At 47.1% G+C, this 22,499-nt stretch carries 17 protein-coding genes; 16 read left to right on the top strand and 1 reads right to left on the bottom strand.

Annotation, left to right across the window (positions count from 1 at the left end):
- The first annotated feature begins 9 nt into the window (after positions 1-9).
- A complete protein-coding gene (ispG, locus tag GH808_RS13060; RefSeq protein WP_186843233.1) occupies positions 10-1,074 on the top strand; it encodes a flavodoxin-dependent (E)-4-hydroxy-3-methylbut-2-enyl-diphosphate synthase in 1,065 nt (354 codons plus the stop codon).
- Positions 1,075-1,084: 10 nt separating this feature from the next.
- Entirely contained in the window at positions 1,085-5,347 is a 4,263-nt protein-coding gene (locus GH808_RS13065; protein WP_186843234.1) for a PolC-type DNA polymerase III, read from the top strand.
- Positions 5,348-5,817: 470 nt separating this feature from the next.
- On the opposite strand, the gene GH808_RS13070 is transcribed toward GH808_RS13065, so the two are convergent.
- Positions 5,818-6,978 carry a 1-deoxy-D-xylulose-5-phosphate reductoisomerase gene (locus GH808_RS13070; RefSeq protein WP_186843235.1) on the bottom strand — a complete coding sequence of 387 codons (1,161 nt, stop codon included), beginning with the start codon at positions 6,976-6,978 and terminating at the stop codon, positions 5,818-5,820.
- A 370-nt stretch (positions 6,979-7,348) separates the two neighbouring features.
- Here GH808_RS13070 and GH808_RS13075 point away from each other — a divergent pair, with 370 nt between their 5' ends.
- The 14 genes from GH808_RS13075 (at position 7,349) to GH808_RS13140 (ending at position 22,266) form a co-directional block, all read left to right on the top strand.
- Positions 7,349-7,948, top strand: coding sequence for a hypothetical protein (locus tag GH808_RS13075; RefSeq protein WP_186843236.1), 600 nt, complete (start codon positions 7,349-7,351; stop codon positions 7,946-7,948).
- A 169-nt stretch (positions 7,949-8,117) separates the two neighbouring features.
- Positions 8,118-9,266 (top strand): iron-containing alcohol dehydrogenase, encoded by a 1,149-nt coding sequence (locus tag GH808_RS13080; RefSeq protein ID WP_186843237.1) that lies wholly within the window; start codon positions 8,118-8,120, stop codon positions 9,264-9,266.
- Positions 9,267-9,958: 692 nt separating this feature from the next.
- Positions 9,959-11,077, top strand: a complete 1,119-nt coding sequence (locus GH808_RS13085) for a metallophosphoesterase family protein (protein WP_186843238.1) — start codon at positions 9,959-9,961, stop codon at positions 11,075-11,077.
- Positions 11,074-13,383, top strand: a complete 2,310-nt coding sequence (locus GH808_RS13090) for an AAA family ATPase (protein WP_186843239.1) — start codon at positions 11,074-11,076, stop codon at positions 13,381-13,383. The genes GH808_RS13085 and GH808_RS13090 overlap by 4 nt, the downstream gene beginning before the upstream one ends.
- Positions 13,384-13,501: 118 nt before the next feature.
- Positions 13,502-13,852, top strand: coding sequence for a hypothetical protein (locus tag GH808_RS13095; RefSeq protein WP_186843240.1), 351 nt, complete (start codon positions 13,502-13,504; stop codon positions 13,850-13,852).
- On the top strand, positions 13,849-14,265 hold the full coding sequence (locus GH808_RS13100; RefSeq protein ID WP_186843241.1) for an ATP-binding protein: 417 nt from the start codon (positions 13,849-13,851) through the stop codon (positions 14,263-14,265). Before GH808_RS13095 ends, GH808_RS13100 begins: the two co-directional genes overlap by 4 nt.
- Positions 14,266-14,546: 281 nt before the next feature.
- Complete coding sequence (locus GH808_RS13105; protein WP_186843242.1) at positions 14,547-15,881, top strand: [Fe-Fe] hydrogenase large subunit C-terminal domain-containing protein; 1,335 nt, start codon at positions 14,547-14,549, stop codon at positions 15,879-15,881.
- Between the two features lie 55 nt (positions 15,882-15,936).
- Positions 15,937-16,269 (top strand): AraC family transcriptional regulator, encoded by a 333-nt coding sequence (locus GH808_RS13110; protein WP_186843243.1) that lies wholly within the window; start codon positions 15,937-15,939, stop codon positions 16,267-16,269.
- A 1-nt stretch (position 16,270) separates the two neighbouring features.
- Positions 16,271-16,987, top strand: a complete 717-nt coding sequence (locus GH808_RS13115; RefSeq protein WP_186843244.1) for a PHP domain-containing protein — start codon at positions 16,271-16,273, stop codon at positions 16,985-16,987.
- Positions 16,988-17,250: 263 nt separating this feature from the next.
- Complete coding sequence (locus GH808_RS13120; RefSeq protein ID WP_186843245.1) at positions 17,251-17,721, top strand: NADH-quinone oxidoreductase subunit NuoE family protein; 471 nt, start codon at positions 17,251-17,253, stop codon at positions 17,719-17,721.
- A gap of 9 nt (positions 17,722-17,730) precedes the next feature.
- Positions 17,731-18,279, top strand: a complete 549-nt coding sequence (locus tag GH808_RS13125; RefSeq protein WP_186843246.1) for an ATP-binding protein — start codon at positions 17,731-17,733, stop codon at positions 18,277-18,279.
- A 1-nt stretch (position 18,280) separates the two neighbouring features.
- Positions 18,281-18,679, top strand: coding sequence for a (2Fe-2S) ferredoxin domain-containing protein (locus tag GH808_RS13130; protein WP_186843247.1), 399 nt, complete (start codon positions 18,281-18,283; stop codon positions 18,677-18,679).
- Positions 18,680-18,698: 19 nt separating this feature from the next.
- Positions 18,699-20,498, top strand: coding sequence for an NADH-ubiquinone oxidoreductase-F iron-sulfur binding region domain-containing protein (locus GH808_RS13135; RefSeq protein ID WP_186843248.1), 1,800 nt, complete (start codon positions 18,699-18,701; stop codon positions 20,496-20,498).
- A gap of 19 nt (positions 20,499-20,517) precedes the next feature.
- Complete coding sequence (locus tag GH808_RS13140; RefSeq protein WP_186843249.1) at positions 20,518-22,266, top strand: NADH-dependent [FeFe] hydrogenase, group A6; 1,749 nt, start codon at positions 20,518-20,520, stop codon at positions 22,264-22,266.
- Positions 22,267-22,499 lie beyond the last annotated feature (233 nt).

The raw sequence follows: 22,499 nt of genomic DNA on the forward strand, positions 1-22,499 counted from the left end.
GAGAAACAGTTGGAAAAACGAAAAAACACAAAAGTCGTCAAGATCGGACAGGTCGCCATCGGTGGGGGAAACCCCATCGCCATTCAGTCGATGACCAACACCGATACCAGAAATATTGACAGTACCGTCAGCCAGATCAGAGCCCTGGAATTTGCCGGATGCGAAATCGTCCGGGTAGCCGTTCCCGATCAGGAGGCGGCCAATGCCATTGCCGGCATTAAAAAGGGCATTCAGATTCCACTGGTGGCAGATATCCATTTCGATTACCGGCTGGCGCTGGCCGCCATGGAAAATGGCGTCGACAAACTGCGCATCAATCCGGGCAACATCGGATCGGAAAAAGGCATCCGGGAAATCGTCGCGATGGCGACGGAAAGAAAGATCCCGATCCGCATCGGCGTCAATGCTGGTTCGCTGGAAAAAGAAATACTGGAGAAAAACAACGGCTGCGCCACCCCGGAAGGCATGGTGGAGTCGGCGAAAAAGCACATTCAGCTGCTGGAAGATGCCGGGTTTGACAACATTGTGGTATCGATGAAGGCATCCGATGTGCGTTTTACCATCGCGAGCTATGAAAAATTCGCGCGAGAATATGACTATCCCCTGCATCTGGGCATCACCGAAGCCGGGATATTACGAAGCGCGGCCGTGAAATCCGCGATGGGCATTGGCTATCTGCTACTTAACGGATTGGGCGATACCCTGCGGGTATCGATCACCGGCGATCCTGTCGAAGAAATCGAAGTGGCCAGGGATATCCTCAATGCCAGCGGCCTGTACCGCGGAAAAAAGGGGAAAGCCGAAGTGATTTCCTGCCCCACCTGCGGACGAACCGAGATTGATCTGATTGGCATCGCCACTGAGATCAACGCGCGGCTGCGTCAGGTTGACAAGAACATCAAAGTCGCCGTGATGGGATGCATCGTCAACGGTCCGGGCGAAGGCCGGGCAGCGGATATCGGCATTGCCGGCGGAAAAAACAAAGCCGTGCTATTCAAAAAAGGTGAAATTATCAGAAGTCTGAAAGAAGACGAAATCATCGCTGTATTAATGGAAGAAATTGAGAAAATGTGAGGCGAGTTCATTGAGCAGATTAACCCAAAGGCAGGAACGTTATCAAAAAATAATAGCAGACTATCATCTGATCACCGATAGTATTAAAATCAATTCCACTCAGGGGGAATTGATTTTTAAGTTTGTCAGTCATAAGAAGGGCACCGAAACAGAAATCATCAAAACTGAGCTGGGCGAGATTTTCGATTATGCCAGGGCGCTGGACATCGAAGTATCGCCCCAGGAATATCAAGACGGTGAGCACCTGCTATCAACCGACAGTCAGGGTGTCAGTCAGCTTCTCACCGGGATCAATCCCAAAATTTCGAATATTCTGCTGGTCAACACCCTGATGGCGGAAGGAAACACCTTCTATGTCCGCGGGCGTTCCACCGGCGCCATCGACGGGGAAACTCTGGCCATTTTCAGCAGCCGTTTCAAACGTCTGATTTCAGAAAACTATGGACTGGATTCCGAACTGGTCGTCCGTTTCACCGATGAAGAATCCGTGGCCGAAAAAAGCCAGGAGGATCTGAACAAGCGTCTGGCAACCATTAAACCGGTTATTTCCAAACCGACCGGTTCCGGCGGAACAGCCACCGCCAAATTGCCCAAAGCCGAAAAACCTGGCGATGTGGTCATGGGCCGAAGAATCATCAATCCGATCCAGCTGCTCCGAGCCGTTGATTTCAACATCAACAGCGAATTTGAAGGCAAAACCATTGTCGTCCGAGGATCAGTTTTCGGCGTCAATACCCGACCACTCAAAAGCGGAAAAACGCTGCTGACCTTTAACATCACCGACGATACCAGCAGCATCACCTGCAAGATCTTCACCGACAAAGAAGAAGTAGTGGCGGCAATCCGGGAAGGCGGTTGGTACCGCGTCGAAGGAAAAATCAATTATGACGATTTTTCCCAGGAAATGATGCTCTATCCCCGCAACATCAATCTGGACCAGGAAACCATCCGGACCGACGATGCCCCGGTAAAACGGGTTGAGCTGCATCTGCACAGCCAGTTCAGTGCCATGGATGCGGTCAGCAAAGTCGAAAAAATCATGAAACAGGCCTCGGATTTTGGCCATGATGTCATCGGGATCACCGATCACGGGGTGCTGCAGGCCTATCCTGAAATGATGGAACTGGGAAGAAAGAAAAAGATCAAGGTGCTTTACGGCGTGGAAGGCTATCTGGTCGAAGACCGGCTCGACATGGTTTTCGGCGACAAAGACCAGGATTTTTCCGGCGAGTTTGTCTTCTTCGATCTGGAAACAACCGGTCTGGTCCCCGGCAACCATAAAATCATCGAAATTGCCGCCGTCAAAATCAAAAACCGGCAGATCATCGAGAGCTTTACAGCTTTAGTCAATCCCCACTCTGAAATTCCGCCGTTCATCAGCGATCTGACCGGCATCACCAACCAGATGGTTGAAAACGGCATCGAAGAAGCGGACGCCCTGCAGCAGTTCCTGGCGTTTGCCGAAGACCGCATTCTGGTTGCCCACAACGCGCCCTTTGATATGAGCTTTTTCAATACGGCACTCGAAAGTCACGGTATCAAACGGGAAAACACATCTGTGGATACGTTGGCGATGTCACGCTGCCTGCTGACGAACATGGCCCGACACACACTCAAAAAACTCTGCAGCCATTTCAAAATTGACCTCCAGAATCACCACCGCGCGCTGGACGATGCCGCGGCATCCGCCAAAGTATTTGTGAAGCTGCTGGGTCTGGCCGAAAAGAAAGGCTGCACCTCCATCCAGACATTGAACAGCCTGTCCAGCCGGGAACGCAGCATCCGCATCAACGCGACCAACCATATCATCGTTTATGCCAGGAATCAGGAAGGCATCAAGGACCTGTACCGGCTGGTTTCCGAGTCGCATCTCAACTACTACTATAAAAAGCCACGGTTGCCCAAATCACTACTGGCCGAGAACCGCGAAAATCTGCTGATCGGCTCAGCCTGCGAGGCGGGGGAACTGTTCACCGCATTGGTGCACAATAAATCAAAAACGGAGATCCATCAGATAGCCGATTTCTACGACTATCTCGAAATCCAGCCGCTTGGCAACAACCAGTATCTGATTGACAACAACAGTGTTCCCGATCAGGAGGCGCTCAAAGAGCTGAACCGCCGCATCATCGAGCTGGGAAGAGACCTGAATAAACCGGTGGTTGCCACCGGCGACGTTCATTTTGTCAACAAAGAAGATGCCCTCTACCGGGAAATCCTGTTTACCGGTCAGGGTTACAAAGATGCCCATAAACAGCCGCCCCTGTATTACCGGAACACCCAGGAGATGCTGGCAGAATTCGACTATCTGGAAGAAGATACCGCCAGAGCCGTGGTGATCGACAATCCCCGGAAAGTAGCCGAAATGATTGACGAAGTGCTGCCGATTCCGGATGGCACCTTTCCACCGGTTATCGAAGGCTCGGATGACGAAATCCGGACCATGGTTGAAAACCGGACCCGCGAGCTTTACGGCGATCCGCTGCCGGAAATTGTCGAAAAGCGAATGAACCGGGAGCTGGATTCGATCATCGGCAACGGCTATTCTGTGCTCTATCTGATCGCCCAGAAACTGGTCCACCATTCCAATGAGGATGGCTATCTGGTCGGCTCCCGGGGTTCCGTCGGCTCCTCTTTTGTAGCGACGATGTGCGGCATCACCGAGGTCAACCCGCTGTCGCCCCACTACCGCTGCCCCAGCTGCAAACATTCGGAATTTTTCAATGCCGCCGATATGGGTGTCGGGCCCGACCTCAAGAACAAGGACTGTCCCGAATGCGGCACGATGATGGAAAAGGACGGGTTTGAAATTCCGTTTGAAACCTTCCTGGGATTTGAAGGCGATAAAGAGCCTGATATCGACCTCAATTTTTCCGGTGAAAATCAGGCCGAAGCTCACCGCTATACCGAGGTATTGTTCGGAAAAGGCAAGGTCTTCCGGGCCGGCACCATTTCCACTGTGGCGGAAAAAACCGCCTTCGGTTTTGTGAAAAACTATTATGAAGAAAAAGAAATAAAAGTACCGCGAGCTGAGATGGATCGGGTCATTAAAAATTGTGCCGGCATCAAAAAGACCACCGGCCAGCATCCCGGCGGCATCATGGTCGTACCGACCTACAAGGATATCTACGATTTCTGCCCGGTGCAGCATCCGGCCGACGACACGGAAAGCACCACCACCACCACTCATTTCGCCTATGAATCGCTGAGTGGGCGGATGCTGAAGCTGGATATTCTGGGCCATGATGATCCCACGATGCTGCGGATGCTCCAGGATCTGACCGGAATTGATCCCCAGACCATCCCGCTGGACGATGTGAAAGTCATGAGTCTGTTTGGGTCCACCAAAGCACTGGATTTTCAGGATGACAGTTTTGAATCACCGTTGGGCGTCTGCGGGGTGCCGGAATTCGGCACCAGTTTTGTCCGGGAAATGCTGCTCGACACCAAGCCATCCGCCTTTTCGGACCTGATCCGGATCTCCGGTTTATCCCACGGCACCGACGTGTGGCTGAACAATGCCCAGGAACTGATCCGGCAGAAGACCGTCACCATCAAGGATGCAATCTGTACCCGTGACGACATCATGACCTATCTGCTGAATGCCGGCATGGAAGCCAAGACCGCCTTCACAATCATGGAAAAGGTGCGAAAGGGGAAGGGCCTGACACCAGAATTTGAAAAAGACATGCGCGACAACAAGGTGCCGGAATGGTACATCGATTCCTGTAAAAAGATCAAGTACATGTTCCCGAAGGCCCATGCAGCAGCCTATGTTATGAGTGCTTTCCGGATCGCCTGGTACAAGGTCTACTATCCGCTGGCCTACTACGCGACCTATTTTTCCATCCGGGCTTCGGAGTTTGATGCCCAGCTGGTCAGCCAGGGAAAAAGCGCTGTGATGATGCGGATGAACCAGATCAGAGAATTGGGGATCAAGGCGTCAAACAAGGAAAAGGGTCTGCTGACCGTGCTGGAGCTTGTTCACGAAATGCTGTGTCGCGGTTACAGTTTCCGGAATGTGGACGTGTATGAGTCCCACTACAGCAAATTCCGGATTGTCGAAAATGACCTGATGCCGCCGCTCAGCGCGCTCGACGGCATCGGCGAAAAAGCCGCGCAACGGATTTTTGAAGAGGCGCAGCTTCGACCCTATATGTCCAGAGAGGACCTGCAGAACCGCACAAAAGTCGGCAAAGCGGTGATCGAAACGCTGGAAAAACAGGGCTGTCTTAACCAGCTGCCCGCCTCCAACCAGATCACCTTTTTCTAACAGCAAAAAAGCGTTGGGCGGTCTGTATCACGAAACAATTTCTCCGCACTCGACGGACAGTCTACGACTGTTCGTCTCGATGCTACGAAACTGTTTGTGATACAGACCGCCCTTTTTCGGCAACGAACCGGATGGAATGCTGAACAACTGTTTGTTTTTACAACCAACCCGTAGGGGCGAGGGTCTGACCCCCAGGTCATTATCAATCGCCCGCAAACGTCAATTTGGCACCAACCGATTGCTAGAACCCTAACGTTTTGCTGGCGGGTAATACCCGCCCCTACGAAATAATGCAATCTAAAGTGAGCAACGGTTTATTTTTACAACCAACCCGTAGGGGCGTGGGTCTGACCCCCAGGTCATTATCAATCGCCCGCAACGTCAATTTGGCATCAACCGATTGCTAGAACCCCAGCGTTTTGCGGGCGGGTAATACCCGCCCCTACGAAATAACGCAATAGACCTGTTTATTAACGGTTGACGCTTGTCTCCATCGCGATCTCTCTGGCCCAGGCATCAGCAGCCAGCACGTCCTCCAGCGTCGGGTTGGCAATCACCTGATGTTTTTCCATCACCTGGCGGTTGATCCGGGGGATATCCAGAAAATGGATTTCTTTATTCAGAAATTTGGCAACCGCGACTTCATTGGCGGCGTTGAGCACACAGGTCATTGAGCCGCCGGCATCCAAAGCATCATAGGCCAGCTGCAGACAGGGGAAAGTTACCGGATCAGGCGCTTCAAAAGTCAGTTCCCGTACCTGACTGAAATCAAGTGCCTGCCGATTGTTGGCAATCCGGTCCGGATAGAAAAAAGCGATCTGAATCGGCAGCGCCATATCCGGCATTCCCAATTGCGCCATCGTCGAATGATCGATGAACTCCACCATCGAATGGATGATGCTCTGGGGATGGACCACCACATCAATCTGGTCCCGGCGCAGATCAAAGAGCCACCTCGCTTCAATGACTTCCAGGCCCTTGTTCATCAGCGTGGCGGAATCAATGGTGATTTTTTTACCCATACTCCAGTTGGGATGCTTAAGCGCCTGTTCCAGGGTAACCGCCTGTAGCGCTGCGGTGTTTTGTCCCCGGAAAGGACCGCCGGAAGCGGTAATGATGATTCGTTTGATTTCCTCATGCCTGTTTCCCATCAGACACTGAAAAATCGCGCAGTGTTCACTGTCCACCGGCAGAATTGCCACCCCTTTTCGGGCTGCGGCCGCCATCACGATCTGGCCGCCGGCAACCAGTGTTTCCTTGTTGGCCAGTGCAATGTCGATGCCACGCTCAATGGCCGCCAGCGTCGGTCGTAAACCGATCATGCCGGAAACAGCCGTCAGCAGCAACTCGATTTCCGATGCCGTCGATACGGCAATCAGCCCGTCGATGCCGGTTACCACCTCCACCAGTGAGCCCTTGGCTTTCAGACGTTTCTCCAGCACCAGCGCCGCATCGCCGTTCATGACACAGACGATCCGGGGAGAATAGGCTTCAATCTGTTGCTCCAGCAAATCGATGCTGGTATTGGTGGACAAGCCGACCACATTCAGAGCTTCCCTGTTTTCAGAAACGACCTCCAGGGCCTGGGTTCCGATCGATCCCGTCGACCCGATAATACTGATATTTTTCAATTGATTTACCTCGTTTTCGATCATATTATAAATAGTATAACACAATTGTATTGATAAAAAAATCAGACTATGAAGAGGGGCCTGACCATCCTTCAAGTTTAAAAATGAACGATGAATACAAGGGTTGTGTATGATTTGTTTAGGCCATGCTTTTGGTTTGAAAATTTAATAAACGGAAAAACAATCAACCATATAGCTGGACAGTTGTTTTTTTGTCATGTAAAATGATTTTATAAATAATAAAGAGAAGTTGAATGGAGTATTTAATATTGCAATATGTGATGATCAGGATACAATCTGTTATTCCAAAAAAGAACCCAATTCCAGGAGAAGTTTAACTTAAAATGTATTGAATTAGAGGTGTTATGAAATGACAAAGGACATGATATGGGTAGTATTTAAAGTAACGGTTAGTGTGCTGATTATCGGTTTATTCAATTATTATCTAATATCAGGAGCAAATTTAAGCATGCAGATCGGTTTGGTTCTTCTGGGAATATTAATCATTCTAAACATCTTTTTTAATCAGTCAAAAAAAAGAATCGAAAAAGTTGCGTATACCTTGTGTGCAGTGCTTTTGATACTGATAGGGGCACGTTCGTATGTATTGGATAGTTACGAACCATATTTAGATCGAGCTACAGATATTACCTATGAAATTCGGACATCTTTAAAAAATGCGAATGGAAATTTTTCGGATATGGCAATTGTTACAGGAAAACATGGGTGGGATCACTTATATCTGCTTCCGCCTCGTACGGATGTAAATAAGTTTTTAAAAAAGAATCATCTTACGTGGCAAGGTGACAAAAAAGAGAATATAAAATATCAGGATGACACAGCACTTTTGATATTTACGCTTGGTTATAAAGTTAGCTGCTATGCTGAAATTAAAAGGGAAGATAGTACAGCAGATTTTGCAGAAGTCTCTGAAGTCAATAACTTTACTAACTCATTCAAAGGCGACTAGGGGGGTATCGAATATCAGTTCAACCGTTTATTCTACCTCGCAGGTAATATATTATAATACAGTAATAATTCGTCTCCATAATCTATCCCAAGCCAATAAAATATTCCATTTCTTCAAATTCAACTTTGGCATATAATCGTGTAAACGAATAAAATTTGGAGGTGCTCTTATGGCAAAAACCTATTATTTTCCACCGATCGTAATCTTGGGACCAGGTGCAATCGAACTCATCGTGCCTGAAATCCAAAAAATGAACGTAAAAAAAGCCCTTGTCGTGACCGATAAGGTTCTCATTGAAGCGGGAGTCGTTCAGAGTGTTCTGGATGTACTTGCAGGAGCAAAAATTCCTTATGCCATATTCTCGGATGTCAAACCGAATCCAACGGTGGCAAACGTCAATGCCGGTTATCAGGCACTGCTGGATAATGAATGTGATTTTATTGTCAGCATCGGCGGCGGCTCACCGCAGGATACCGGAAAAGGGGTAGCCATTCTGGGAACTAACCCCGGCGATCTCTGCGACTACGAAGGCGTCGGAAAAACAGCGAATAAAGCCCTGCCGATCGTGGCCATCAATACCACTGCCGGAACAGCCAGTGAAGCAACCATCAACTATGTCATCACCGATGAAAAACGCAAACTGAAAATGGTAATCGTTGATCCGAACAGCATTGCAACCGTCGCTGTTAACGATCCGGTGCTGATGCTGAAAATGCCAAAAGCACTGACTGCAGCAACCGGAATGGATGCCCTGACCCATGCCGTTGAAGGTTACACCACGGCCGGTGCAACACCGTTTACCGATATGTATAATATTGAAGCGATCCGTGTTATCGCGGCTAACTTGCGAAAAGCAGTCGCTGATGGCGAAGACCTGGATGCCCGTGATGCCATGGCTTATGGCCAGTTTGTGACCGGCATGGGTTTCTCAAACGGCGGATTGGGAATCGTTCACTCGATGGCACATCAGCTCGGCGGCTTCTATGATCTGCCGCATGGCGTCTGCAATGCCATCCTGTTACCTTATGTCGTCGCCTACAATGCCGATGCCGTTGGCGATCGCCTGAAAGACGTGGCCATCGCAATGGGCGTTGACATCTGCCGTCTCGAACCGAAAGAAATCAATATCGCCTGCATTGATGCCATTAAAAAACTGTCTAAAGATGTCGGCATTCCTGCCGGTCTGGCAGAACTTGGCGTCAAAGAAGCCGATTTCGGTACCCTGGCCGATCTGGCTCTGGCCGACGCCTGTACCCCCGGCAACCCAAAAGTACCGACCAAAAAAGACATCATCGCCCTTTACAAAGCTGCTTTCTAATGGTAGGATCGTGGCAGTTGGTATCACGAAACAATTTCTCCTCGCTCGGCGGACAGTCTATCGACTGTTCGCCTCAACGCTACGAAATTGTTTGTGGTACCAACTACCAACTAGCGAACGGCAAACTAAGCACGACACCCAAGGCTCCCTGAATTTCAGGGAGTCTTTTTGAGTTTGTAATCTTTATGATAACGAGATATGAAAAAAAATAAATGTAACCCATGCAAAAAAATGATATAATATAAATCTTGAAAGACAAATTACAAATTCAGGTAATTGCAAATTTATAAAGCTGGAACAATTGTTGTTTTGCGATCAGTTCAGCTTACAATGCCTAACACAGTACCGACAATTATTACATCGTGTTGGTTGCATCAAGGCGAACAGTCGATAGACTGTACGAATTGCAAGTAACCAACTGATTAATAATTGGTCGGTACGGGATTGTACATCGAACGATTGTTGCTTTGGGAACAGTTTCCACAACCAATTTTGTAACGTGTAGGCGAACAGTGTAAAAAATTCGCGAAGGCAACAAGCCAATCACAAGCTTGCTTGTAGTTGGCGACTGCCCGCGACCTAGAAGAAATTCGCGCAGCGATTTCTTCTGGTGGTTTGTGCGAAACTGCTCCCAAAGCTCACGGTACTTTTGCAAAACGCCAAAAAAAACTATAAATGAGGAGATAAAGAGGATGTTGACAACATTTATTCATACAGGTGATTTTCACTTAGGTCGCCCCTTTACCTTTCAGCAGCAGGGAAACTACTTCGGCAAAAATAAACGAAAAGAGCTTTGGAAAGCCTTTGACGATATGATTGCCTACACGAAAAATGAAAGAATACCACTTGTTCTCATCGCTGGTGACGTATTTGACAGTGTTAATGTCCTGACCATGGATATAAAACGCGTGGCCGAAGCATTTGCAACACTGGAAAATACATGGGTGGTGATCATTACCGGAAATCACGATTATCACGGCGAGAATTCGCCATACAATAAAGTACAGTGGTCAAGTAATGTCTATATCTTCAAGGAAGATGTGTTCAGGTCCATTTACATTAAAGAATTGAATACCGAAATCTATGGCATGTCATGGGTAAAAAACGAGTACCGGGCCTTTCCGGAACGGTCCTTCAATACCATTAAACTGGACCATTCCCGATACAATATCCTGATGATCCATGGAGAGGTGGCAAACCAAAGCCATTATCTTCCCATTGACTTAAAATACATTGAAGGCAAAGGTTTTGATTTTATTGCTTTGGGACACATCCACAAGCCGGGAATCGCCCCGGGCGGTGTTGCCTATTGCGGGTCGCCGGTCCCGCTCAACTTTGGGGAAACCGGCGAGCGCGGCTTTCTGATCTCGCTGGTCGAGGTTGATCGTGAAACCGACAACTATGTGACCTCCAGTGGCTTTTATCCGATCCCGTCGCGGAAATATGAGACGATCCAGATCGAAATATCACCGGACGATACCTACAGCAACATTATCGAAAAAGCACTCAGCTGTGAAACCGCAGAAAACCGGAAACAGAATTACTACCGCATTCGTTTTGTCGGCTACATCAATCCGGAAATTCAGTTGGACTGGGTCAACGATGATTTACAGGAATCATTCTATTACATCGAGACCGACACCTCCCAACTGGAACCGGATATTGATCTTGACAAGCTGATCCTGGAAAATGAAAACAATCCGATTGGTCAGTTCCTGGAAGCGCTGGGAAATATCGAGGATCCGGAAGTGAGAAAGAAGGCCATTATCTACAGCATTGAAGCCATGGTCAGCGAGGGGGTTTTAAAATGATCATCAAAACGCTGCATCTGAAGGCTTTCGGAAAATTCAAAGACAAAACCATTGGTTTTGAGCCCGGCCTGAATCTCGTCTACGGCATGAATGAAGCCGGAAAAACAACGGTCCAGACCTTTATCCAGGGCATGTTTTTCGGCTTTTACAAACCCTATCGAAAAAAGAAAACCTACGATATCGAATATGAAAAATATCTGCCCTGGAAACAGTTCGACTACAGTGGTTCATTGATCTATGAAGTTGATGGCCGTGAAATCCGCTTAGAACGAAATTTTTTAAGAGGAAAAGACAGCCTGAACATATTCGACAACACCACCGGAAAAGATATCAGCAGCGAATTCCGATACGACGGCGTGATCCGTCAGCATCTGCCATTGGATACGCTGGGGATGACATCGGGAATCTACAATAATACCGTCAACATGCGGCAGCTTTACAACGATACCGAATCCGGCACCCAGGATGAAATGCGGGATTCCTATCTGGAAACCCAGAACACCAGTGGCGTCGAGATGAATTTCAAGGGTATCGCACGGTGTATCGAAGATAAAAAGAAGAACATCGGGCGGTCAGGGCAGAGCAAATCCAGAGTCGGGGCGGCGATCCGTGAACGCGACGAACTCCGGACGGCACTGAAAGAGGCGGAAGAAGCGTATGCGAAGGTCGCCGAAAATCAGGAGCAAATCACCCTCTATCAGAGAAGAATGAAACGCATTGAAGCGGAGAATGATTATCTGACCCAGGAATCCGTCGTTAATCGAAAAAAAGAGCTCCTGCAGTCCTATGAAAAAATCAAAGAGCTGGAAAAGGAAAACAGCCTGTTATCGGATAAAATCGAAGCAGGCGAAGTCTACAGAGAGTTCAATTACGAGACCCTTGAAGGTCTGAAAACCGTCCAGAGTCAGATCGAACGCTTGAGCGATCAGATGGACTATATTGAAACGGAAATAAACAATTGTCACGAAAGCCTGAAAGCGATCCGGCAGAAAGAAGAATCCCGACGCGCCACTCTGGCCGGGCATACCTGGGAACGCATCAGTGAAGATTACGAGGCGTTCAAAAAAGAACAAAACGGATCAGAAGACGTCAAAGAAAAATCGAATGCGATCAAAAGTTTCATTTCAATTATTCTGATCATTCTGGGCATTGCGTTTACCGAAGTGTCGATCATGAGTCTGCTGCCGTTGGGTCAGAGCATCGAGAACATCATGCTCGGTCTGGGCATCATGATGATGATCCTGGGGGTTGTCGGCACCGTTTTCGGCGCTGCGAAATCGTTAAAAAAACGAAAAATCAGACAGGCACGGCTGCTCAAACCGGTACAGCAGGGCATTCTGAAAAAATACGGACTCAAAGACGTCGGCGAACTGGACGCTTTTTACAAAAAAGCTTCCCGAACGCAAAGTGAGCTGGAACAGATGAAAAATGAAGGCGAACTGATCAGCGTCCAATTATCACGGCATCAGGCCGGGTACGAAGTGCTTTTTGAACAAAGAAGAGGCATCGAAAAAGAACTGGACAGAAAGCTGGGAAAATACGATGTCAAGACCATCGCAGAATATGCCGAAGGCTGTCAGAAAAGCCAGCGGCTGGAAGAGATGAAGATTCAATTCAACGGAAATCTGCGCCTGCTGGAAAACCTGCTGCAAACCGTCAACGACGGAAAAACGGCGGATGGAAACCTGGTGTGGAAAAAGGCTTCTCCCAAAACGGATGAACTGCTCAGCATGGGAAAAGAAATAGCCCGGCTGGAAGGCGAAAACAACGCCCTGTCGGATGGGGTCGGCCTGCCGGTGGAAATCCGGGAAACCATCAAATCGCTGGATTCCCAGATTGAAATCTGCGACATTGAGATAAAGGCCTGCAATGCCGTGCTCGATATTCTGGAAAAAATACAGCAAGGCTGTCATCTGGAATCCGCACCCGAGCTCAACCAACACATCGGGGATATTTTAAATAAAATTACCCAGCATTATAAAGGCGTCAAAATCGATGAAGCCATGAATGTCAAAGTCGTGGAGCCTGCCAATGGGGATTTCAAGGATGCCGAGCAATTAAGTGCCGGCACCATGGATCAGGTCTATTTTGCTTTCCGCTACGGCATGGGTGACGTCATCAATCAGGAGATGCCGTTCATTCTGGACGAACCCTTCGTGCGATACGACAAAGACCGCAAAACGCAGGCGCTTAAACTGCTGGCTGAGCTCAGCCAGAAGCGACAAGTCATTCTGTTCACCTGTGACGAGGATGAAGAAAACCGCTTAAAAGCCCTGGGCGCCACCTACACCAAAGTCCGGCTGTAGACAAAATACACCGTACCGACCAATTAAGTGGATTTAAAAAAATTCCTTAAAGCACTTCCAAAAAAAGTGGAAATCCGTTACAATTAAAGAAAGACGCCAAATGAAGGAGTAATGATCTATGAAATTACATCGCGTGAAACAACTTCTTAACGCTGTAGTACTGTCAGGAGAAAGCCATCTGGACGATGAGGTTCAGAGCGGTTTTGGCTGTGATCTGATGAGCGATGTGCTGTGTTTTAGAACCGAAGACGCCATCCTGCTTACGGGACTGATCAATCGGCAGGTCCTGAATACGGTGGATATTGCCAACATGAACAGCATTATTTTCGTGCGAGACAAAATTCCCAGCGATGAAGTGATAAAAATGGCGCAAGAAAGAGACTTGCTGGTGATGTCAACAAAATACATCCTTTTCGAAGCCTGTGGCATCTTATACGCAAATGGATTAAGGGGGGCATACCTCAAATGAACTACAAACTCGCCTTTGAGGTAGAGCGCGGAGATTTTGAAACAGCCGGAGATGCCTCCAGAAAAATCAAACGAACCCTTCAGCAACTCGGTATTTCCAACAAAATTATCCGCAAGGTATCCATCGCCGGCTACGAAGGTGAAATGAACCTGGCCATTCACTCCCTCGGCGGAACCATTCTCCTGACGGTAGCAGAAAAAGAAATCGACCTGACCATCGAAGACCGCGGCCCCGGCATTCAGGACCTCAGTCTGGCCATGACCGAAGGCTGGTCCACCGCCGGTGACGAAGCACGCAGAATGGGTTTTGGTGCCGGCATGGGACTACCCAACATGCAGAAAAATGCCGACCACTTTCAGATCGATTCAAAAGTCGGCGTTGGTACAAAAATTGCAATGAAATTCTTCCTGTAGAATTTATGGTTGCGGTAACATGGCGAACATTGCCAGACTTTAGATAAAGTGTTAATGCAGTACCGACAATTGTTATATCGTGTTGTTTGCATCAAGGCGAACAGGCGATCAGCCTTCGCGAAGACAGTCGCCAATCACAAGCTCGCTTGTAGTTGGCGACTGCCCGCGACCTAGAAGAAATTCGTGTAGCAATTTCTTCTGGTGGTTCGTGCGAAACTGACCGCTAAGCACACGGCACTTTAGGTGTTATTACTTGCAACAAAATCAAGAAAGGAGAGCAAATGGATAAATTACTGCATTCCGTATACCTGGATGAGGAAAAATGCCTGGGTTGTACAACCTGTCTAAAAAATTGCCCCACCGGTGCCATCCGGGTTCGCGGCGGAAAAGCGCGGATCAACGAGTCCAAATGCATTGACTGCGGCGAATGCATCCGTATTTGTCCCCATCAGGCCAAGAAGGCAAAAACTGACCCATTGTCGATGATCAGAGACTACAAATACACGGTTGCGATTCCGGCGCCGACAATTCTCGGTCAGTTTAAAACAAGCTATTCCATCAGTCGGATTTTATCCGCGATTAAAGCCCTTGGTTTTGATGAAGTGGTGGAAGTCGCTTACGGCGCCGAGGTGGTGGGCCGGGCGCTAAAATACGAGTATCATGCCAAACGCTATCCGAAGCCGCTGATTTCATCCGCCTGTCCGGCAGTTGTCAAACTGATCCAGGTTCGCTTCCCGGAGCTCACCGATAATATCTGCCGACTGAAATCACCGATGGCGCTGACCGCGCGGCTGGTCAGAAACCGCCTCCGGGATCAAACCGATTTAAAGAATAAAGACATCGGTATTTTCTTTATTACTCCCTGCGCCGCTAAGGCGACCATGGTGAACAACCCTCAGACCGGCGAAGCCGATCAATACGATCATATCGATGGCGCCATCGCCATCAAAGATATCTTCAGCGATATTTCCGGGATTTTAAACGACTGCAACCCACTCGAAGGCATCCACAATTCAACCCCGGAAGCGTTCAGTTGGGCCTTGTCAGGCGGCGAAAGCGAGTATTTAAAGAATAAAAATGTGCTTCATGTGGATGGCATTCAGAACGTCATCAATGTACTGGAAGAAATTGAATGCGGTAAACTTGACACCATTGAGTTTTTCGAAGGTCTGGCCTGTATCGGGGGATGCGTCGGCGGTTGCCTGACAGTTGAGAATAACTACGTTGCCAAAATGTACATTCAGGAACGGGCCAAAAAGTTGAAGCAGGAATCCATTGTCCATATGGAAGAAGAGTATGTCAAAGACATTTACAATACCGGGATGATGCACATCAAAGAACGGATTCTACCAAGAACCCCGGAACCATTGGATGCCGATATCAACAAAGCCATCGAAAAAATGAAACAGATCGAAGTGCTGGAAAGCAAGCTGCCGGGTCTGGACTGCGGTTCCTGCGGGGCGCCGGGGTGCCGGGCCTTGGCCGAGGATATTGTCACCGGAAAAGCAAAAGAAATCGACTGCATCTTCGTACTCAAAGACCGGGTTCTGGAGCTCTCCCAATTAACGAACGAACTGCTGCAGGTCGAACACCCAACCGGAAAAACCAGCGAATAAAAGATTGAAATATACATAATGTATATTAATATAAAACAAACAAAAGGAGTTATGAATGAAGGTTAGTGATTTATTAGAAAACAATGAATTTAAATGCCTCAATCCGCAAATCGGCACCGAAGGGGAAATCAAAAGCGGGTATGTGGGCGATCTCCTGAGCTGGGTCATGGCAAACGCCGGCACGGGATGCGCATGGGTAACCATTCAGACCCATGTGAACATCATTGCCGTCGCAACATTGCTTGAAATGGCCTGTGTGATCGTGCCAGAAGGCGCAGAAGTGGAAGAGAGCACGCTCGAGCGAGCCGTTATCGAAGATATTCCGATCATCACAACGGGTTTGAACGCCTACGAAGTCTGTCGGATTTTAGCAAACGCAGGCATCTGAAATGGATAAGGTAGCCATCGATCTGCATATTCACTCGGTTTTGTCTCCCTGTGGCGAAGAAGAGATGACCCCCAACAATATTGTAAACATGGCACTGCTGAAAGAAATCGACTACATCGCAGTAACCGATCATAATACGGCGAAAAATTTGCCGGCGGTACTGGCGGTGGCAAAAGAAATTGGCGAGGGAATCTGTATTCTTCCCGGGATTGAAGTGACCACCAAAGAAGAAGCCCATATCCTGGCCTATTTTCCCACTCTGGAAGGCGCTCTGGAACTGGATGAAATGCTGTATCAACATCTGCCGGAAGTTATGAACCGGAAAGAGATGTTTGGTCCCCAGTACATCATGGATGAAAATGATGATATCATCGGCGAGGTCGACAAGCTGCTCATTTCCGCCACCGATATCGGCGTCGACCAGCTGTGGGAGACGGTGACCAGTATCGGCGGGGTGATTGTACCCGCCCATATCGACCGGAAGTCCTTCAGTATCATTGCTTCGCTGGGATTTATTCCGCCAGAATTGGCGGTAAAAACCTGTGAGATATCAAAAGGAGAAAGCGTTGAAAATGTTCTGAAAAAGTATCAGTTTTTCAGAACCTATCAGTTTATTCATGGTTCCGATGCGCACCAGCTCGAAGACATGGCGGAGCGGGAGTATTTTATCGAACTGGAAGATATGCAAAGGCAGACGTTGATTCGTTACCTGGGATAAAAAGAAAAAGGTAAAAAAGCAGATTCAATAGAGAGAATCTGTTTTTTTATGCAAAATAATTACACTTTATTTGCAAAAGTAGTTAAAAAGTAGAAAAATTACCCCCAATTGTTTAAAAATTAACGTTTATTTAAAAAAAAATGGGCAAAATGTTATCCGCTATAATTCTGACGTAAAGCAACGGAGTGTGTTATAATGAGGGCGTTAGAATATGTGCAATCAAAGCGTAAAGGTTTGCATGATTGAATTAGGAGGTTTAAAAATTGGCTGAATTAATACCAGTTGAAAATTTGGACGTAGTAAAGGCAATCGTAGCCGAACACAAAGAAGTACCAGGTTGTTTAATGCAGATTCTGCAGGAAACACAGACAAAGTACGGCTATCTGCCCATCGAACTACAAAGTACCATTGCAGATGAATTGGATATTCCATTAACAGAAGTATTTGGCGTGGCGACATTTTATTCTCAATTTACCCTTAAACCAAAAGGTAAATACAAAATTGGTGTATGCCTGGGTACTGCCTGTTATGTACGTGGTTCACAAGGTGTTATGGACAAAGTTACCAACATTCTTGGAATCGGCGTCGGCGACACAACTGAAGATGGAAAATTCTCAGTTGATGCGACTCGTTGCGTAGGTGCATGCGGCTTGGCCCCAGTAATGATGATTAATGAGGAAGTGTTCGGTCGTTTAACCATTAACGAAGTTCCTGATATTTTAGAGAAATTTTAGTTAAAAAAAATGAAAGAGTTATCCCTTCACATATTGGATATTACCCAAAACTCCATCAGAGCACAGGCAAAACTTGTGAAACTGACGATTATTGAATCTCTGGCAGCGAATGTACTCGCGATCATGATCGAAGATGATGGTTGCGGCATCCCGGCTGATAAGATTCAGAACATCGCTGATCCTTTTGTCACATCCAGAACAACCCGCCGAGTCGGCCTTGGTTTATCCCTGTTTAAAGCAGCATCTGAAACGTGCGGTGGCTTTTTCAGGATTACATCCGAGTTTGGCGTTGGTACAAAGGTGACTGGTACTTTCAATCGCGATCATATCGATCGTGCTCCCCTTGGCAACATGGCAGACACGGTTGTGACGATGGTAATGTCTTTTGAGGAGGCCGATCTCATTTATGAACACGACTACAATAATCAATCATTTATTTTTGATACACGTGAAATTAAAGAGACCCTGGAAGTTACATCGTTAAACGAACCGGACATCCTTAACTGGATCAGGGAGTTTGTGCGAGAGGGCCTTGAAAAAATTATGGAGGAAGAATAATATGGCAAAGTCCCTAGCTGAATTAAAAGCGATTCGAGAAAAAAAACTAAATGAAATAAACTTGAGACACGGCAAAAATGGCTATCGCGTTGTTGTCGGAATGGCAACCTGCGGTATTGCTGCCGGAGCTCGTCCTGTAATGGTTAAGCTCATGGAAGAAGTAGCAGCCAAAAACCTGGTCGATGTAACCGTTGCGCAAACCGGATGTATCGGATCCTGTCGATTAGAACCAATTGTTGAAGTTTACGGCGCAAATAATGATAAAGTAACCTATGTTCACATGACACCGGAAAAAATTGTCAAAGTAGTGGACCAACATTTGATAGGCGGCAAAATTGTAGATGAATTTACCATGACCATCGTTGATGGTAAAATTGTCGATCCAGAGATCAAGGCTTAATTGAGGAGGAGAAGAGCAGATGGCATATAAACGTTCGCAGATACTAATATGTGGTGGCACAGGATGTACTTCCTCTGGTTCCGTTAAATTAGTACAGGAATTAAAAAAAGAGTTAGTAAAACATGATATACTCGATGAAATCGAAGTAATTCAGACAGGCTGTTTTGGATTGTGTGAATTGGGTCCAGTTGTAATTGTTTACCCAGAAGGCACCTTCTACAGTCGTGTTGCAGTTGAAGATATCGCTGAAATGGTTGAAGAACATCTTGTCAAAGGTCGTGTTCTTGACCGACTTGTTTACTCAGAAAAAGGCGATGGACATCATCCATTATCCATCAACGAACTGGGATTCTTCAAAAAACAACGTCGTATTGCTTTGGCAAACTGTGGTGTTATCAACCCGGAAAACATCGATGAATATATCGGATTCGACGGTTATTTAGCACTTGAAAAAGTATTGAAAACAATGACTCCTCAGGAAGTTATCGATGAAGTTAAAGCTTCAGGACTTCGTGGTCGTGGGGGCGGAGGATTCCCAACTGGCCTTAAATGGCAGTTTGCACACAATGCAGTGTCACCAGACGGTGTTAAATACGTTGCCTGTAATGCAGATGAGGGAGATCCCGGCGCATTCATGGACCGTTCCGTATTAGAAGGTGACCCACATGCGATCATCGAAGCAATGTCAATTGCCGGTTATGCAGTTGGCGCCAAAAAAGGTTATGTTTATGTTCGAGCTGAATACCCAATCGCCGTTCATCGTCTGCAGATTGCAATCGATCAGGCCAAAGATTATGGGATCCTCGGAGAAAACATTTTCGATACCGATTTTGCCTTTGACCTTGAAATTCGTTTAGGCGCCGGCGCATTCGTATGCGGCGAAGAAACAGCCCTGATGAATTCAGTCGAAGGAAAACGTGGCGAACCGCGTCCGCGTCCTCCATTCCCAGCAAACAAAGGTCTGTTCGAAAGACCAACCGTTCTTAACAACGTTGAAACATATGCAAATATTCCCAAGATTATCTTAAACGGTGCAGCATGGTTTGCATCAGTTGGAACTGAAAAATCAAAAGGAACAAAAGTATTCGCATTAGGTGGAAAAATCAACAATACCGGTTTACTGGAAATCCCAATGGGAACAACACTGAGAGAAATCATTTATGAAATCGGTGGCGGTATTCCAAACGGTAAAGAATTCAAAGCCGCTCAAACTGGTGGACCATCAGGTGGTTGTTTACCAGCATCAGCACTTGATACAGAAATTGATTATGATAACCTCATCGCTGCCGGCTCTATGATGGGTTCCGGTGGATTAATCGTCATGGACGAAGACAACTGTATGGTTGATATCGCACATTTCTTCCTTGAGTTTACTCAGGATGAATCATGTGGTAAATGCCCACCTTGCCGTATCGGTACCAAGAGAATGCTTGAAATCCTCGAAGATATCTGTGGTGGTAAAGGTAAAGAAGGCGATATCGAACGCTTACAGGAATTAGCAGAAGGCATCAAATCTTCAGCTCTTTGCGGCTTGGGACAAACAGCTCCAAACCCAGTTCTGGCTACGATTAAATTCTTCAGAGATGAATACGAAGCTCATATTTATGATAAAAAATGCCCGGCCGGCGTTTGTAAGGCTCTTCTGGATTTCAAAATTGACGAAGATACTTGTAAAGGGTGTGGCATCTGTGCCAAGAAGTGTCCTGTGGATGCTATTTCCGGCGAAAAGAAAAAACCACACGTTATTGATACAACAAAATGTATAAAATGTGGTACTTGTATTGAAGCCTGTCCATTCGGCTCAATATCAAAGGCTTGATGAGGGGGTTATTGAGGAAATGAATGAAATTACTTTTAAAATAAACGGACAAGAAATAACGGTTCCAGAAGGAACAACCATTTTAGAAGCCGCTCGAATGAAAAACATTGACATCCCAACACTATGCTATTTAAAAGGCATTAATGAAATTGGGGCATGTCGTATGTGTCTAGTGGAAATTGCTGGCGCAAGAGCATTGCAGGCAGCATGTGTTTACCCAGTTGCCAATGGAATTGAAGTGTTAACAAACTCTCCAAAAGTTCAAAAAGCAAGAAAAGTAAACCTGTCTTTGATTCTGTCAGACCATAACAGAGAATGTACAACTTGTGTCCGCAGCGAAAACTGCGAACTGCAGGCGTTGTCCAAAGAACTGGACGTATCTGATATTCCTTACCAGGGAGCAAAATCTGGTCACACAATCGACGATATGTCGACATCCATCGTTAGAGATGAAACCAAATGTATCCTCTGCAAGAGATGCCAGTCAGTCTGTAACCAGGTTCAAGGCGTTGGCGTACTCGGTGCTGTCGGTCGTGGATTCAACTCTCAGGTTCAGCCAGTATTCGGCCGATCTTTAGCAGAAGTTGGCTGTATCAATTGCGGACAATGTATCATCAACTGCCCAGTTGGCGCACTCAAAGAAAAATCAAACATCCAGGATGTTTGGGATGCACTCAATGATCCGACCAAAACAGTCATCGTTGAAACCGCTCCCGCCGTTCGTGCTGCTTTAGGCGAAGAATTCGGCCACAAAATGGGCGAACCATGTACCGGAAAAATGGCAGCCGCTTTAAGAAGACTGGGATTTGATAAAGTATTCGATACCGATTTCGGTGCTGATGTTACCATCATGGAAGAAGGATATGAATTGCTTGGTCGTTTACAAAACGGCGGCGTTCTGCCAATGATCACATCCTGCTCACCAGGCTGGATTAAATTTGTTGAAACCTACTATCCACAATTCATTCCCAATCTGTCAAGCTGTAAATCACCACAGAACATGACCGGTGCTTTATTAAAGAGCCATTACGCTCAAATGAACAACATCGATCCGAAAGATATGGTTGTTGTTTCAGTTATGCCTTGTACCGCTAAAAAATACGAAGTTCAACGTGAAGAACTGGCCGTAGACGGCAATCAGGATGTTGATATTTCTATCACAACAAGAGAACTTGCTCGTATGATCAAGGCTGCTCGCATCATGTACGACCGTCTTCCCGATGAAGATTTCGATCCGTACTATGGCGATTCCACAGGTGCTGCTGTTATCTTCGGTGCTACCGGTGGTGTTATGGAAGCCGCAGTCAGAACACTGGCTGACGTCTTAAACAAAAAAGACATCAAAGAAATTGACTACGAAGCAGTTCGTGGTGTGGAAGGCATCAAAAGAGCAACAGTTGATGTAACACCAGACCTGGCTGTTAAAGTTGTCATTGCTCATGGCGGTGCTAACTTAAAAACTGTCATGGAACAATTAAAAGCCGGCGAACTGAACGATGTCCAGTTCATCGAATTGATGGGATGCCCAGGCGGTTGCGTAAACGGTGGTGGACAACCAATCGTTTCCGCAAAAGACAAAATGGATATCGACATTCGTGCTGAAAGAGCAAAAGCTCTTTACACCGAAGACGCCAACAAAGGAATCCGTAAATCACATCAGAATCCTTCAGTAGTACGTCTGTACGATGAATTCCTTGAAGAACCAAATAGCCACAAGGCTCATCATATTCTTCATACCACCTATTCCAAAAAACCAAAACTGTATTAATCAGCAGTTACAATAAAAACTGCAGCAAAGACTCAACAAAAAAGGCCCAATAATGGGCCTTTTTTGCGTCACCAAATAAATCGTACCGGATTAATACCCCACAATGACACCACCCCGTAGGGGCGATCCGTGATCGCCCGCACCCCCATGCCAAACCACCCCAAAGCATTCACACCAACCCGTAGGGGCGATCCGTGATCGCCCGCACCCCCATGCCAAACCACCCCAAAGCA

The organism is Acetobacterium fimetarium, assembly GCF_014284475.1.
GTDB lineage: Bacteria > Bacillota > Clostridia > Eubacteriales > Eubacteriaceae > Acetobacterium > Acetobacterium fimetarium.